The 16,132-nt window shown below is 46.8% G+C and carries 15 protein-coding genes and 1 riboswitch; of the genes, 6 read left to right on the top strand and 9 right to left on the bottom strand.

Annotation, left to right across the window (positions count from 1 at the left end; genetic code table 11):
• Positions 1-64: 64 nt before the first annotated feature.
• Complete coding sequence (locus AC1DLM_RS08360; protein ID WP_477569698.1) at positions 65-2,317, bottom strand: FAD-dependent oxidoreductase; 2,253 nt, start codon at positions 2,315-2,317, stop codon at positions 65-67.
• Between the two features lie 194 nt (positions 2,318-2,511).
• On the opposite strand from AC1DLM_RS08360, the gene AC1DLM_RS08355 reads away from it, so the two are divergent.
• Entirely contained in the window at positions 2,512-3,342 is an 831-nt protein-coding gene (locus tag AC1DLM_RS08355) for a helix-turn-helix domain-containing protein (protein ID WP_477569697.1), read from the top strand.
• A gap of 211 nt (positions 3,343-3,553) precedes the next feature.
• On the top strand, positions 3,554-4,222 hold the full coding sequence (locus AC1DLM_RS08350; RefSeq protein WP_441987994.1) for an NAD-dependent epimerase/dehydratase family protein: 669 nt from the start codon (positions 3,554-3,556) through the stop codon (positions 4,220-4,222).
• 481 nt (positions 4,223-4,703) lie between these two features.
• Here AC1DLM_RS08350 and AC1DLM_RS08345 read toward each other — a convergent pair whose 3' ends face one another.
• Positions 4,704-4,949 carry a PIG-L family deacetylase gene (locus tag AC1DLM_RS08345; RefSeq protein WP_441988148.1) on the bottom strand — a complete coding sequence of 82 codons (246 nt, stop codon included), beginning with the start codon at positions 4,947-4,949 and terminating at the stop codon, positions 4,704-4,706.
• A gap of 108 nt (positions 4,950-5,057) precedes the next feature.
• Here AC1DLM_RS08345 and AC1DLM_RS08340 point away from each other — a divergent pair, with 108 nt between their 5' ends.
• Both AC1DLM_RS08340 and htpG read left to right on the top strand, forming a co-directional pair.
• Positions 5,058-5,729 (top strand): DUF559 domain-containing protein, encoded by a 672-nt coding sequence (locus AC1DLM_RS08340; protein WP_477569696.1) that lies wholly within the window; start codon positions 5,058-5,060, stop codon positions 5,727-5,729.
• Between the two features lie 935 nt (positions 5,730-6,664).
• Positions 6,665-8,545, top strand: a complete 1,881-nt coding sequence (htpG, locus tag AC1DLM_RS08335) for a molecular chaperone HtpG (RefSeq protein ID WP_236285892.1) — start codon at positions 6,665-6,667, stop codon at positions 8,543-8,545.
• A 53-nt stretch (positions 8,546-8,598) separates the two neighbouring features.
• On the opposite strand, the gene AC1DLM_RS08330 is transcribed toward htpG, so the two are convergent.
• Positions 8,599-8,772 carry a hypothetical protein gene (locus AC1DLM_RS08330; protein ID WP_441987992.1) on the bottom strand — a complete coding sequence of 58 codons (174 nt, stop codon included), beginning with the start codon at positions 8,770-8,772 and terminating at the stop codon, positions 8,599-8,601.
• 84 nt (positions 8,773-8,856) lie between these two features.
• A riboswitch (cyclic di-GMP riboswitch) is annotated at positions 8,857-8,954 on the top strand.
• Between the two features lie 42 nt (positions 8,955-8,996).
• On the opposite strand from AC1DLM_RS08330, the gene AC1DLM_RS08325 reads away from it, so the two are divergent.
• Entirely contained in the window at positions 8,997-9,185 is a 189-nt protein-coding gene (locus tag AC1DLM_RS08325; RefSeq protein ID WP_441987991.1) for a hypothetical protein, read from the top strand.
• A 365-nt stretch (positions 9,186-9,550) separates the two neighbouring features.
• Here AC1DLM_RS08325 and nrdR read toward each other — a convergent pair whose 3' ends face one another.
• Positions 9,551-10,030 carry a transcriptional regulator NrdR gene (nrdR, locus tag AC1DLM_RS08320; RefSeq protein ID WP_477569695.1) on the bottom strand — a complete coding sequence of 160 codons (480 nt, stop codon included), beginning with the start codon at positions 10,028-10,030 and terminating at the stop codon, positions 9,551-9,553.
• 111 nt (positions 10,031-10,141) lie between these two features.
• On the opposite strand from nrdR, the gene AC1DLM_RS08315 reads away from it, so the two are divergent.
• Positions 10,142-10,360: an alpha/beta-type small acid-soluble spore protein gene (locus AC1DLM_RS08315; protein WP_057310565.1), complete on the top strand. Its 219-nt coding sequence runs from the start codon at positions 10,142-10,144 to the stop codon at positions 10,358-10,360.
• Here AC1DLM_RS08315 and AC1DLM_RS08310 read toward each other — a convergent pair.
• The 5 genes from AC1DLM_RS08310 to polA all read right to left on the bottom strand — a co-directional run bounded on the left by AC1DLM_RS08310 (position 10,353) and on the right by polA (position 16,096).
• Entirely contained in the window at positions 10,353-11,048 is a 696-nt protein-coding gene (locus AC1DLM_RS08310; RefSeq protein ID WP_477569694.1) for a lytic transglycosylase domain-containing protein, read from the bottom strand. The two genes, AC1DLM_RS08315 and AC1DLM_RS08310, sit on opposite strands and share 8 nt — an antisense overlap.
• The gene (gene coaE, locus AC1DLM_RS08305) at positions 11,045-11,641 is read right to left on the bottom strand and encodes a dephospho-CoA kinase (RefSeq protein ID WP_477569693.1); all 597 of its coding nucleotides are present in this window, start codon (positions 11,639-11,641) and stop codon (positions 11,045-11,047) included. Before coaE ends, AC1DLM_RS08310 begins: the two co-directional genes overlap by 4 nt.
• A 35-nt stretch (positions 11,642-11,676) precedes the next feature.
• On the bottom strand, positions 11,677-12,417 hold the full coding sequence (locus AC1DLM_RS08300) for an MntP/YtaF family protein (RefSeq protein ID WP_477569692.1): 741 nt from the start codon (positions 12,415-12,417) through the stop codon (positions 11,677-11,679).
• A gap of 98 nt (positions 12,418-12,515) precedes the next feature.
• Positions 12,516-13,376, bottom strand: coding sequence for a DNA-formamidopyrimidine glycosylase (gene mutM, locus AC1DLM_RS08295; RefSeq protein WP_441987987.1), 861 nt, complete (start codon positions 13,374-13,376; stop codon positions 12,516-12,518).
• Positions 13,377-13,432: 56 nt separating this feature from the next.
• The gene (gene polA / locus AC1DLM_RS08290; RefSeq protein WP_477569691.1) at positions 13,433-16,096 is read right to left on the bottom strand and encodes a DNA polymerase I; all 2,664 of its coding nucleotides are present in this window, start codon (positions 16,094-16,096) and stop codon (positions 13,433-13,435) included.
• Positions 16,097-16,132 lie beyond the last annotated feature (36 nt).

Genomic DNA, 16,132 nt, shown 5'->3' with positions numbered 1-16,132 from the left:
GAACCAAATGGAATAAGATAATGACACGATAAGCTGAAATACCGCTCCCCAGAGGACCTAATTCCTACCCATACACCCGTACTTCAACCACTTCCGCGCAAGGACAACCATTCGTCGCTTCCACGACAAGTCGCAAACGGTCCGTGGCAATGGCGGCCTCCAATTGTAACCTTCTTGTACGTTTCCGATTGTTTGTTACACGTTGCAGGACTTTCCATTCCCCATCCGCCCATGCTTCTAAACGGTAGTCCTTCACTAACTCGGGTCTAACTTCCTCACTCGTCCTGAATGCGTGAAGATTAATTAAATCCTCGTGCACATTGTCATTAAAGGTTACTTGTAGATACCTCAGAATTTGTTCTTCGTCCCAATGAAACTCCAGCCACTCTTCCTTGGCTGCCGTCATCGGCTCCGACATCCATAGATGCGGGGCGCCATACGGCCGCAGATAGCCATTCGTCACCTTTTTCGCTGAGAATGCATTCGTCTCCGACGTGAGTCGGAAGCAGATTGGCTTGCGATCCACGCCATTTTTCATGCTCCACTGAACAACCGGCTGATCCGGTTGATGATTCTCTAGCTTCGGATCCACAATCGGCTTCGTTCCTCGTACAAAAGCAATCGCTCCCGTATGCTGTTGATTGGAATGATAGACCACGACGTGTTCATTCGCTTTGATAATAACGAAAGCGTTCTGCGTCTCGTCAGGCTGCCAACTCAGAGGAAAGCTGATCCATTGCTGTTCCCCAGCTTGCGCAGCAGTCTCCGTCTGCATGATCATCATCGATGGCACATAGTTCTCCGCTCTCCCTGTATCCCACAGCTCTACTTGAATCGTCGTTGCTTGGCTTACATCAACCAGCAGCTCAAAGCCATTTAGCTGCGGTTCAACAGGGAATAGCACCGCCACATCGTCGATCAGTCGCCTAGGCTCCACGGCACGCGACACACTCAACCGTGTTAACGTAGTGGACGCCTCCAACCTTGCCAGCCGCCCAAGATCCTGCTCATCCTCGTTGCGTATACCAATCAACGCGGCATCCTGCTTTAACAGCACTTGCTGAAGCTCCTTATGATGTTTCTGATACAGTTCACGCGGTGTCACTTGTTTCTGAACGCATAGCGCCGCCCCCGTTCCTGCGGCCTCCCCAATCACAGCGCAAGTCGCCATGACGCGTGTCGTACCGAAAGCCACATGGGATGCGCTTATATTACGCCCAGCCATTAGCATGTTGGATACATTGACTGAGTATAAGCTGCGAAACGGAATATGGTAGACGCCATCCGCATGCAAATGCTTCGAACCGCTCTCCGTTGCATACATCCCCTGCGGCGGGTGCAGATCAATGGACCAACCGCCGAAGGCGACGGTGTCCTCAAACCTCGTTTGAGCTAGAATGTCATTCTGGTTCAGCATGTAATCCCCGATGAAACGACGATATTCTCTTTTGCCTGGTAAAGCCCCTACCCATTCTAACGTCATATTCGCTGAATCAAATTGACCTGAATTTTTGATATAATCCCAAATCCCATAAATAACTGACCATAATTCATCGCGAATACGCTCATTCTCATGTACGGTATCTAGCTCGCCGCCCCACTCAATCCACCAATAATGACAGCCCGAATCGCCGCTGCGAATGACACGTTTGATCGGGATCGAGGTCGTTGTGATGTCTTTGGCGAAACTCGGCGGATGGTATTTAACAGGGTGCCCCACGTCTTTGGTATAAAATAAAATCGTACTCCCGAGTGTAATGTCATCTGCGATCTCAGGCGCCCACGCCTCCTGAAACTCTTCTCGCGCCTCCCGGCCGATACGAAATTGGGCCCCCGCCAAGAATCCAATTAGGCCATCCCCCGTACAATCTAGAAACACGTCGCTCTCGAATCGAATGCGCCGCTCCGAACCCATCATCCACCCTGTAACAGAGTGAATGATTCGATTGTTCTCATCCCCATCTGCTTCCACCTCATGTACATCGGTGTTAAGGAAAAGCTGTATATTCGCTTCAGCGCGTACGGCTTCCAGCACGATGAGATCCCATAGATACGGATTCCCGTCAGGATTCTGGAACTGATTCTCTACAAACAACTCGCCCATAATGCCCGTTTCACGTGCGTACCGATTAATGCCATRCGCTGTTGCTCCGCAAACCMACACACGGACTTCACTTGACGAATTGCCCCCGAGTATGGGTCGATTTTGAATCAGTGCCACAGTCTGACCTAATCTTGCAGCAGCTATGGCTGCACACACGCCTGAAAGTCCGCCACCGATGACCGTAATATCTTTTTTTACCGATTCTTCTCTCATTGGATAACCTCCATGAAATCTGTGATTACCCTTATTTTATAGGATTATCGGCGCTATAAACCATGCACGCTTTTAGCATAAACTTATACAAAATTTCAGTAACATGCCTTTCTTCTGCCAAGCTAATCCACTAAGATGAAAGGAGGTAATTCATACCCATAATGATTCGGAATGAGAGAGGATAGGTAAGCGCGATGCAACTTCAAGATGCCGCTCAGACACTGCCAAAGTTGCTCAGTCATATGTATTGGAGGGAGAAATCGGCCTTTCAGCTTCAGGAGGATTTGAATGAATTTTGGGTGCTGTTTGCTGTAGAGAATGGGAGCTTCTCCTACCAGATTCAAGAGCACGAAGGGATCGCTGCATTCGGAGATCTGGTGCTATGTCCACCGGGGGTTATTTTTCGAAGAGAAGTCATTCAGCCCTTATCTTTTCACGTCATGCTGCTGCAATGGTGCGATCCGTTAGGTCATTCGTTAGCAATGGAAACGCATATCCCCTCAGGGAAAATTTCCATCCAAGATCTCAATCGACTGTCATCTAACTATGCCTACTTGAAAAAATGGTTCCAACACGAAGGAAACATTGCCTCCTCCCTGCGTCAACATGTGCTCACAGACCTATGGATGCTGGTTGTGGAAGAGGCTTATTCAGCAAGCCCAGAGGCATTATCTCCTTGGACAGCAGGGATTACGAACAATAAGGATGCCCTCATTTCTGGAGCAACTCAACGTCTGCATGAACTAGCGTCATCCACCTGCATCATGAAAGACATCGCCATGGAACTTGGATTGACACAGGTGCAGTTTACCCGCAGATTCAAAAAATCGACCGGCATGCTGCCGATCGATTACTTAACCACGTTACGTCTGCAGAAGGTACAGCAGCTCTTACTGGATAGTGATATGACCTTGGGGCAGATCGCTGGGCAATGCGGCTTTGAGAACGAATTTTATTTGAGCCGTGTATTCAAAAAACGCATGCATATAACACCCTCTTCCTACCGCAAGCTTCATCGCCTATGAACATGCGAGCCACCTCCTTGACGTTTGCGGGTATTTTTCACATATCAGGAAAAGCTTATATCGAGTCCTATTTATTAGTCCAACACTGCTTAACTTTATTACCACTGTCAAAAAGCACCCCATCCAAATCAGCATCATGGTGATAAACGCTATACTATGTCTCTAGCTGTTCTTCTCTCTTAATTTATTTGCGAAAGGTGGCTCTCTTTCTATGAACGTTCTCATTTTTGGCGCAACGGGGATGGTCGGACAAAGTGTATTGCGTGAATGTTTGCTGGATCCTCAGGTTAACAACGTCGTTTCGATCGGTCGAAGCTCTACGCATCAGAAGCAATCGAAATTCCGTGAGCATGTTCTCAAGGATATTACTAATCTATCTGCATTAACGAATGAGCTTTCAAATATTGATGCTTGCTTCTTCTGCCTCGGCGTTTCATCTGTAGGTATGAGCGAGGAAAAGTATCAGGCAATCACCTACGATCTGACCATGAGTATTGCTAACGGGCTCGTCCAAATCCAACCTAACATGACCTTCGTCTACGTGACTGGTGCCAGCACCGATAGCACAGAGCAAGGCAGCAGCATGTGGGCACGTGTCAAAGGTAAAACGGAAAATGCGCTCCTCAAGCTGCCTTTTAAGTCAGCCTTCATGTTCCGTCCTGGCGCAATTCTGCCGAAGAATGGCGTCAAATCCAAAACTAAGCTATACCAGACCTTCATTGTCATCTTGCGTCCCATTTTCCCTCTGCTACAGAAATGGTTCCCGAATGCCGTCATTGACTCCGAGCAAATTGGCCGTGCCATGATCGCCGTCGCGCGAGACGGATATCCGAAAGCCATTCTGGAGAGCAGCGATATTCGTGAGGCGTCGGGGAAATAGGGGGAGGCATAAACGCCCACTAGATAGACTGACTTTTGATTTAGATGGATTTTCTGTCGTTAATTTCGTCGAAATCAGCTGTTCATGAGCAATAGCTGTATTTTCTGCAGGTAATCTTAACCATTCTATGCCAAAAGTGCCATAGCAGCCGAATTACCTTCATTTTTTACAGGTAATCGGGAAAAGACAGAAAATCGTCAGATTTAACTGTAGATTTTACGGTTACTCGGTTGAGAACGCTGTTGCGAGCAGTCGGAGACGGCCCTAGTTGATTCTAGCATGCAAAAGAGCCTCCCCATTCGGGAGGTTCTGTTCATTTCGGCCACTTCTCTATTGGCCAATCTTTGCACACCTGCTGTCGCGGTGAATGACTCAATCCTATGCTTTGGCAGCTACTTACTTCCCTCGCTACCGACCACAAATGGATGCTCACTCGCCCCATCTCCCGACTCAATCGTCCATACACCATCGTGGTGGAATTTCAGATGCACCTTCTCCGCATCCAAGCGAGGATACAGCCCGACGACGCCCATGAGCATCGCCGCGGCAGGCGGCGAATCGCTGCGATCGCTTCTGGTTCTACCTCTCCAGTTGAGCCACTTCCATCTGAAATAGTAATGTAAACGATTTGACAACCGCGTTGTGCAAGTTCGAATAACGTTCCAGCTGCCCCAACTTCGTTATCATCTGGGTGGGGGGAGAAATGTCGAAAATGTTCTCTCGTGATATCAGGGGATTTCCTTTATACTTAGTTGCAAGAGACGAAGAACGTCCCTGTCCATTTTTCATGAGTGGATAGGGGCGTTTTTCTCATTTTAAAGGAGGAGAGTGACGTATGAATTACGAKGACATGCATGCTGTATGGATTCAAAACCATCTGGACCGCAGAACCGGAGAACGCAGAGGCCGCTTGGAGCGTGGGCATCGGGAAGCAGAAAAACTATTTTGTCAGGGAGTCTGGTGGGAGCTCCGAGGACATTTCGATGAGTTGCACCCAGAATTCGAAGTATTAGATTGGCGTGGACGTTCGTATTTCTGCGACTTCGCTTGGCTGACGAAATTTGTGAAATTAATCATCGAGATCAAAGGATACGGCCCGCACGTGCGAGATATGGACAGGCAGAAGTACTGCAATGAGCTGAACAGGGAAACCTTTTTGGCTGCGATGGGGTATCAGGTCATTTCATTTTCATACGATGATGTCGCGAATCGCCCTGACCTATGTATCACACTGCTGCGCATGTTGATTAGTCGATTTCAGGCTATCACATCACCTGTCAGTCTAGACAATGTGATGGAACGGGAGATTGTTAGGCTAGCTTATACGCTGGCTCAACCTATTCGGCCCATTGATGTTCGAACACATCTGGACATCAACTACCGCTCAACCGTTCGAGTGCTCCAATCACTCTGCGACAAAGGCTGGTTTATCCCGCACGCCGRAGCTGAAGGCAAACATGTGCTTCGTTATGAGTTAGTAAAAAGGGATCATATACGAATGATGTGATGCTATGGCGGGATGGATGGGTGCGGGGGGTGATCATTAAAGCAAATCCTCCCTACTCTCAAAAATGCAAATATACAACCTTTTCTACTAATTTATGGTCGTATTTGGCAAATGCGTGCAAATAGGCAACCTTTTTAACGAATTTCAAGAGAAACTCCTCAAATCGCTCCAAATTGATGCCTTTTTGCATCAATTTCCAATTTCGGATGGGAAACCTATTCCAAAAGTGCTCTTTTGCATTTTTGACAGTGCTAGATGACTTGAGGACTTCTGGGTCAACAGAAAATTAACAACATTAGTCCATCGGGCACTACATTTGTTKCCTCCATTCCCTTTCTACTCATTACTGTTCATTACTCTCATTACTCTTACTACTCTCAATACTCCACATTACTCTACTTTACTACACTTTTCTCTCCTTACTTCTCATTTGTTACTCACTACACTCACTCTCAACACTACATTTCACTTCACTTTTCACACATTCTTCTCTTATCCTCACTACTCTCCTCTTACACTCATTACTTCACATTACTCTCATTACACACACCTCTCCTCATTACACTCCCTACTTCTCACCACTATCCTAACTCAATTGCTCCCCCCTACTCGCTATACTCCTAATTAGTCATACTGGACGATGGCGGGGGTAACCTGAGAATAAGTTAAGTGGGACATGGAGTAGCTAGAGTAGCTAGAGTAGCTAGAGTTGCTAGAGTTGCTAGAGTTGTTAGAGTTGTGAAAGTAGTTAGCCCCTCCATGCATCGCGCCACTTATTCGCCATCACAACGAATAACTACCCGCAACTTCACATATTTTCTCTCCAAGCCAATTGACATTAAATTTCAGGGATGTTATAAAGTTAGTGTATAGCACTCACAGCGTGCGAGTGCTAATTATATAAACCCTGCTACATATCGAAAGGAGATCTATCCGTGGAAAAGAAACAGTTTCAAGCCGAATCCAAGCGTCTTTTGGAAATGATGATCAATTCGATTTACACACAACGTGAAATCTTTCTAAGAGAGCTTATCTCCAACTCCAGCGATGCGATTGACAAAATTTACTACAAGGCACTTACCGACGACTCGCTCGTTTTTGACAAAGATAGCTACTTCATCAAAATTACAGCCGATAAAGACAATCGCATCTTAACGATTCGCGATACGGGTATCGGGATGACGAAAGAAGATCTTGAGAACAACTTGGGGATTATCGCGAAGAGCGGCTCTCTTGCTTTCAAGAAAGAGAACGAAGCCAAAGACGGCCACAACATCATCGGTCAGTTCGGGGTAGGCTTCTACTCCGCGTTCATGGTCGCTGACCACATTGCCGTAACAAGTAAAGCGCTTGGCAGCGACACAGCTTACAAGTGGGAATCCGATGGCGCAGACGGGTACACGATTGCACCAGCTGAGAAAGATTCAATTGGTACGGAGATTGTTCTTTCCATAAAAGCGAATACCGAAGATGATAACTACGACGAATACTTGGACGAGTATCGCCTGAAAGCGATCATCAAGAAATATTCGGATTTCATCCGCTATCCTATTAAAATGGACATCACGGGCAAGCGTCTCAAAGAAGGCAGCGAGAGCGAATTCGAGGACTATCAAGAAGAGCAGCACGTGAATAGTATGGTGCCGATCTGGCGCAAAAACAAAAGCGAGCTTACTCCTGAGGATTATGAGAAGTTCTACCACGAGAAACACTACGGCTTCGACAAGCCGCTTAAGCATATTCATGTGAGTGCAGATGGGGCGGTAGTCTACCAAGCGATCCTATTTATCCCTGAAAACATGCCTTATGACTACTATTCCAAAGAATACGAGAAAGGCCTTGAGCTTTACGCAAACGGCGTTCTCATTATGAATAAATGTGCAGACCTGCTTCCTGACTATTTCAGCTTCGTCAAAGGAATGGTCGATTCCGAAAGTTTGTCGCTGAACATCTCCCGTGAGATGCTGCAGCACGATCGTCAGCTTAAATTAATTGCGAAGAATATTTCCAGTAAAATCAAAGGCTCACTTCAAAGCCTCCTGAAGGACGAGAGAGAGAAATACGAGCAATTCTACAAGTCCTTCGGCAGACAGCTTAAATTCGGCGTTTACAGCGACTACGGCACGCATAAAGAGCTTCTGCAGGATCTTTTGATGTTCTCCTCCTCCAAGGAGAAACAGCTTGTCACGTTGGACGAGTATGTTGCGAGAATGCCAGAAGATCAGAAGTACATTTACTATGCTTCCGGTGAGTCGATGGAAAGAATCGATAAGCTTCCACAAACGGAGCTTGTAACCGATAAAGGCTACGAGATTCTATATTTCACAGATGATATTGATGAGTTCGCAATCAAAATGATTATGACCTACAAAGAGAAGGAATTCAGATCGGTGTCAAGCGGGGATCTTGGTATTGATGTTGAGGATAACGCCAACGATTCTGAGTCTGATAAAAAAGAAAATCAAGATTTATTCGACTACATGAATGGCTTATTGGCTGGTAAAGTAACGAGCGTTAAAGCTTCCAAGCGCCTGAGAAAGCATCCGGTATGCTTGTCTACAGATGGTGATGTTACCATCGAAATGGAAAAAATCTTGAACGCTATGCCGAACAACCCGAATGTTAAGGCAGAGAAAGTTTTAGAAATCAACGTCAATCATGACGTGTTCGCTTCCTTGAAGGATGCTTTTGAGAAAGATAAAGAGAAATTGAACCTGTACACAGCGCTCTTGTACAATCAAGCTCTTCTTATCGAAGGTCTGCCGCTGCAGGATCCAGTTGAATTCACGAACGATATTTGTAAAATAATGGTATAACCCCATGCTATGTATTAGGCACTGCAACTTCCATGTTGCGGTGCTTTTTACATTTAAGAAGGATCCGAAGGAGATGCTGGCTCATCTAGCACATAGACATGAATAACTTCTGGACGATTAAAGACATAAGCGAGTAAACGAGCCTGATCAAGACCAAGCGCCTCCGCTACCTTAACAATATCCAATTCGTGAATAATTTTACTTAATTTTGCGCTATTGACGGACATATGTTTCAACCATCCTTCGAATTAATGTAATTAATAGCATGCTAAACCTAACCTGTGATATAGTTTTCATATAAGACGTTATCGGTATGATAAGGGCAAAACCGCTGAAAAGTGGTGACGCAAAGCTAAAGGGACTAAATTGGCCTTCTTGTTAGTGTCCAATATGTCAGCCAGCTACCGCCTCCATCCGATAATGGCAGTTCGACAAAGGAGGAATCAGCTTCATGAATAAAATGGTAATTGACGGCAACATGAGCATAGACATAAAGCATTTAATCGAAAACTTGCATCTCCCCGATGATGATATTTTGGACATGTACTCCTTTTCATTCAGCGGCAACCTATTAACATCTGATGAAGCCATTCGATTTATTCAATTTCTTCGAAGTGAATTGGACAAACGCACTCAATAACCGAATTATGCCTTATCGCTATCAAAAATACAGTCGGTTGATGTCATTAGAATAATTTTTTTTCAAAAGCTCATGAAGGCGCGTCGTTATTGACTTTTCTCTGATGAATCAACAAAAGACAGCGCACCTCGCGCTGTCTTTTGTTGATTTTTTGTCACATTTCGAAAAAAAACGAATCAATTCGTGTCACCCTCTGATTTTCCCAATCAAACAGCTTCTTCTTCCTCTACTACTACAACGAACAATCTGGTTGTCACAACAACTATTCATACGAATTAGCTCAAAAGGAAACATAAAGCCGCGTCACCTCATGAAATCATTCATAGGGCGATGCGGCTTTTACTTAGAAGCATTGCATGTGCTGCTTATTTGTCTCGGAGCAGCCMGACATCATGCTTTCCCAATATTTGCGTTAACTCCTTCAAAAACATGTTAATGTCTTTGAACTGCCTATATACAGAGGCGAAGCGAATGTAGGCCACTTCATCGACGGGGTACAATTGCTCCATCACAATTTCACCAATGCCAAGGCTATCGACTTCAGCATGTGCCGTCGTACGAAGCTGCATTTCGACTTCGGAGACAAGCATCTCCAGCCGCTCCATGGAAACCGGTCTTTTTTCACAAGCACGAATTAAGCCCCGTAAAATTTTCTCTCTACTAAATTCTTCCCGACTTCCATCTTTTTTAATCACAATTAAAGGTGTTTCTTCTACCATTTCGAAAGTTGTAAATCTTCGCGCGCATTTCTCGCATTCACGGCGCCGACGGATGGATTTATTCTCATTGGCAGACCTGGAATCAAGCACTTTCGTACCAGAATGGTCACAGAACGGGCATTTCATTCGCTTTCATCTCCTTTCTCATTTGGAAATATCATTACCATATGTTACATGTCTTGAAGTTTGGAGTTCTGCACACAATAGATTTACCAACCGACAAGGAGGTGAACAGACATGAGTTCAAACAGAAGCAGCAATACTTTAGTCGTTCCACAAGCTAATGCAGCCTTGGATCAGTTGAAGTATGAGGTAGCTCAGGAGCTAGGTATCGCTATCCCACAAGATGGCTACTATGGCAACATGACTTCTCGTGACACTGGCTCTATTGGTGGTAGCATCACTCGTCGCCTGGTACAAATCGCAGAACAATCTCTAGCAGGTCAATTCAAGTAATCTTGAATAACACACGCTTTTGACTCTGCAAAACAGGAAGTATTGGACTTTGCGCTCCATTCGGAGCTAGTCCAATGCTTCTTTGTTTTGTGGGGCTAACATATGCATCTGCACCCTGCCATTGTTCCGTGCCCGTGTATAGCTTCGTATACTTCTCATAGTAGTAAAGAACGCGCTGCACATAATGACGGGTTTCACCAAATGGAATATCTCGAATATTGTCTTCAGAACCGTCCCACACGTTTCCATTTTTCCATTTATTCACATTACCTTGACCTGCATTATACGCTGCAATGGCATAGACTAAATTCCCATTATAATGCTTAATTAACCAATTTAGATACCATGACCCTAAATAAATATTAATATCGACTCGAAGCAAATCTTCTTGTGTATGAGGCCCTAGATTCGAGGATTCAACAATCCAATCAGCGGTATCAGGCATAAGCTGCATGAGCCCTAATGCCCCTTTGCTTGATTCTAAATGATATTTATAATTCGTTTCGACGCGAATAATGGCTGCAATTAGAAACGGGTCTATCTTGTGTTTCGCCGCGCTTTGCTTAATCTCCTGCTGAAAGTAGATGGGATATAGCTTTCTACCTATAATTCCGCTATTCATGAAGAGAACCATGACAAATACGATAAGCAGAAGAGCAAACATTCGCTTTTTCCGAAAGAACGTCATGCCAATCCCTTCCCTACCCAGAACAGCTCCACCCTCATGTTGGTTTCTTCCCAAGTTCCGCTATTATCAATCACGATATCGGCTAGCTTTCGTTTCTCCTCAATCGACATCTGTGCATCGAGTCGAAGCTGAGCATTTTCGGCTGACAAGCCATCTCGCTGCATCAGACGCTCCAATTGCAAGTGACGCGGAATATAAACAACCATGATCTCCTCAAACATCGAGATCAGATTCGATTCTATAAGTAAAGGAACATCGACCACCACCAGCTTGGTGGGGTAGTCCCGTTCATACAAAGTCATTTGTTCACGCATCTTTGCCCGAATAGGGGGATGCAACAAGCCATCTAGCTGCTTTCGCGCTTCAGGTGATCCAAAGATAATTTCACCAAGCTTCTTACGTTGCAGAGATCCATCGGATCCGATCACAGCTTGTCCAAAATGCGCAGCAACCTGTTCGAGAACAGGGCTGCCAGGCTCTACGACATCACGAGCGATCTGATCGGCGTCGATTAAAAGTGCGCCACGGCTAACAAGCATGCGGCTAACCGTACTTTTTCCACAAGCAATACCTCCAGTTAAGCCGATATTCATAAGCGATTCTCTCCTAAAGGTTCATTGTTAGTGAACTATAGCATTTTCAAAAGTCCCATGACAATCAGTACACAGCCTGGGAGAATAGAAAGCTTCTTCATCCAGTTCATTTCTGCATATCGGAAACCAATCCGCAAGCCGACTGCAAGTAAGGATCCGCTCGAAATCGAAATGACGGAAGCCGTTAATAACGGCACGAAGCCAATAAGCGCAGCCCCGATTCCCGCTCCGAAGGCATCCAAAGAGAGCGCTAAACCGAGCAAAGTAGCCTCAGAGGCAGAAATATTGCCTGATTTATCTACGTCCGCTATGGAAGGCGTCCGTAAAATTTGAATCACAAGCCCAAAACGTTTCAGCTCAATACTGAGAATCTCTTTGGTCCGCTGTAACGTATCGAAGGTCACCGGCTCCACGTAACCCGAGTTGCGAATCTCTCCATAGGGCATGCTGCTAATCATCGCTTGATCTGTCGCAGCAGCTGTTTGCTCTTGTTGCGTTTGGTTTTTCTGCCCTTGTCTCATTTGAATAAGAGCCCAAACGCCAATACCGATCAAAATGAGCGCCMCAATCCGTTTGGCAAACCCAGGGGACATGAAGGAAGACATCAAAACGCCGATCTGCATCGAAGTAAAAATAATGATACCAGACMAAAGCGATATAATTCCAATTGAGATAAGGGGTATTCGTATTTTACGTAACCCATACATCACACCAACACCGAAACCGTCCAAAGAAACTGCAAATGCCAAAATGAGCAGAGATATGACAGGAAGCATACAAACCCTCCTAAGCGTTTTACCCAACTAACAGGCCTCATGGGCTGTTACCTAGGTTAAGTACTCCATATCATATGGGGAGGGTACGCTTCTCGTGCCTATTTCTCAGACTTCTTTCGCGACCGCTTGGGCTTTAATGGTTGACAAGTGAGACATATGTGTGTTCCTCTGCCTCCCACGACGGTTTTCACAATCTCCTGGCCGCACGTTTTGCATGGCTGTGATTGTCTGCCATAAATGTTTAATTGGTGCTGGAAAAGGCCGATTTCGCCTTGCCCATTCACATAAGATTTAATGGATGATCCGCCTACCTCAACGGAATCTTGTAGGGTACGAATAATCGCCTCATGCAGCAAGGCTAACTCCTTCTTACTCAGTGAGGAAGCTTCCCGTTCGGGATGGATTCCCGCTAAGAAGAGGGACTCGTCTACATAAATATTCCCGATGCCCACGATATATGCTTGATTGAGCAGCAACGGCTTGATCTTCGTAGCTCGATGGCCTATCACCCCTCGAAATGCTTCAAAGGTGAACGCCTCGTCAAGCGGCTCCATACCGAGCTTCATGAGCGGCGGCTGCGTTAGCTCATCGCCCTTCGGAAACAGGTGCATCGTGCCGAATTGCCGCACATCTTTGTACCGCAGCTCACTTTCATCTGTAAAACGGAACAGAACATGCGTATGCGGCTCTAGCGGATCGTCGCCTGCGTACAAGCCATAGCGGCCTTCCATACGCAAATGGGAGACCATCACATAATCCGTGAGCACGAAGCGAAGAAACTTCCCTCTTCGTTCAATCGTTTCAACGGTTTGTCCTTGCAGCAATGTTTCAAACTGCTGAATATCATCCGGCTTCTGGATAATACGAGGCAGCCTCACCTCCACATGGGCGATCGTTTTCCCTGTAATTAGCTCATTTAGTGTTCGTTTGACGGTTTCGACCTCAGGCAACTCAGGCAAGGTGTTCACCTCCTTCTAGGTGTTGGGAGCGGCAGTTTATGCCGCTAGCCCCCTTGTTACTTCGCATCATACCAAGTTAAACCGAAATCAACATCTGCACGTAAAGGAACGTCCAGCTTCAGTGCAGCTGCCATGACTTCAGGCACAAGCCCCTTCATCGTTTCCAGCTCATCGGCTGGCACTTCGAAGACAAGCTCATCGTGTACTTGAAGCAGCATGCGGCTCTTCAGCCCTTCTTTCACCAAGCGATCAGCCATTTGAACCATGGCAAGCTTGATGATGTCTGCCGCTGTCCCTTGGATCGGCGTGTTCATGGCAGTACGCTCTGCGAATGAACGTATATTGAAGTTCGAATGCGTAATTTCAGGCAATAAGCGTCGACGCTGAAGCAACGTAGTTACGTAGCCGTCACGACGAGCATCCTTGACGATTTCATCCATATATCGGCGAACCCCTTGGAACACCGCGAAATATTGTTCAATGAACTGAGCGGCTTCCCGACGGGTAATATCTAAGTTCTGAGACAGGCCGTAGTCGCTGATGCCGTATACGATACCGAAGTTAACGGCTTTCGCTTGACGGCGCATATTGCTGTCGACGGCGCTTTCTTCCACGCCGAAGACGTCCATCGCTGTCTTCGTGTGAATGTCCATATTCTGAAGGAATGCTTCCTTCAGCTTCTCATCCTGCGAAATGTGCGCTAGCACGCGCAGCTCGATCTGGGAGTAATCCGCAGCGAGAATGTACCATCCAGGCTCGGATGGAACGAAGACTTTGCGGATCTTACGGCCCTCCTCCAGACGAATCGGAATGTTCTGGAGGTTCGGGAACTGGCTGCTGAGACGTCCCGTCGCGGCAATCGTCTGCCGGTAATAGGTGTGCACCTTACCGGTCTCTGGCCGCACCTCTTTGAGCAGCCCTTCGACGTACGTCGACTGCAGCTTCGCTAGCGAGCGGTAGTGCAAGATCTGCCCGACAACTTCGTTATAGGGCGCAAGACGTTCCAGCACCTCGGCATCCGTCGAGTAGCCGGTCTTGGTCTTCTTCGAAGCTGGCAGCCCCAGCTTCTCGAACAGAATCTCACCGAGCTGCTTCGGTGAGTTGATGTTGAACTCGACGCCGGCGAGCTTGTAGATGCTGGACATGATCGTGTCCAGCTGCTTGCCAAGCTCCACACCGAGCGATTTGAGCCCCTCGGCATCCACGGCGATGCCGCGCATCTCCATCTCCGCTAGAACGCCGGAGAGAGGCAGCTCAAGCTCGTAGAAGAGTTGATGCATCTCACTCTTCTCTAATTCATCGCGCAGCACGGGAACCATGCGCGCCATCGCCATCGCTTTGCGACCCACGTGGTCGCTAAGCGCAGCGAGTTCCGGCAGGCGAAACTTCGCGCCCTTGCCGAACACATCCTCGTCTGCCTTCACAGATGGCAGACCGTACTTCACCGACAGGCCGCTCAAGCTGAGATTCGACTCCGTCGGATCGAGGAGGTAAGCGGCCAGCAGCACGTCGAAATCCACCCCTGCCAGGTGGATGCCCTGCCAGGCCAGCGCCAGCTGTGCGCGGTGCAGGTCGAAAAGCTGCTTCTTCTTGGAAGCGTCGCTGAGCCAATCGCGCAGCGGCTTACCTGCATCACTTTGCAGAAGGGCAAACGGCACATAATACGAAGTGTTGTCAGCACCATCATCGATAAACCATACAACCCCGACCATCACAGCCTGATGTGGATTCTCACCAACTGCTTCCACATGGATAGCGGCATGGTCATCCAACTTGGCAACAAGCTCACCCATATTAGCTTCTGTAACCGCAACGGCTTCCAGACTCTCGACGACGAGATCTTCAGCTTCTACACTGACAGAACCGAAATCCATCTTCTCCAGCAGCGACTTGAACTCCAGCTTGCGAAACATACTCGACAACGCTTGTCCATCGAAGCCATCATAACGGAACGAATCCCAAGCTGTTTCCATCGGAACTTCACGGAAAATTGTGGCCAGCTCTTTGCTCATGAGTGCACTCTTGGCATGCTCTTCCACTTTCTCTTTCATTTTACCTTTCAGACTTGCTGTGTTCGCCAACACTTCTTCGACCGTGCCAAAGTCATGCAGCATTTTAAGCGCTGTCTTCTCACCTACGCCGGGAATACCCGGAATATTATCGGACGTATCGCCCATAAGACCTTTCAAATCAATGATTTGATTCGGCGTCAGCCCGTATTTCTCTTTAATGGCTTCAGGATCGAAGCGATCCATCTCGCTGATACCCTTGCGGGTAATCGCAACCGTCACTTGCTCCGAGGCAAGTTGGAGCATATCTTTATCACCAGATACGAGGAGAACTTTCTCCCCTCTCGCATCCGCTTCTTTCGTCAACGTTCCGATAATATCATCTGCTTCATAGCCAGACAGCTCGAATTGCGGGATTTTGAAAGCCTTCAGCAGTTCTTTAATTAAAGGAAATTGTTCAGAAAGCTCTGTCGGCGTTTTCGCACGACCACCTTTATACTCGGTATATTCTTTATGTCGGAACGTAATTTTCCCCGCATCAAATGCAACAAGAAAATGGGTTGGCTTTTCTTCTTCAATCAATTTCAGCAGCATGGTCGTAAAGCCATAAACCGCATTGGTATGTAAACCGCTTGAATTGCTCAGCAAAGGTAACGCATAGAAAGCACGAAACGCGATTGAGTTCCCATCAATTATTATAAGCTTATCCATAAGTTCCACCCCAATTTTAAACATACTTCCTTCATC

The organism is Paenibacillus sp. 01T442, from assembly GCF_056398345.1.
Note: the sequence above shows the minus strand (reverse complement) of the source record. Positions and strands in the feature narration are given on the sequence as shown.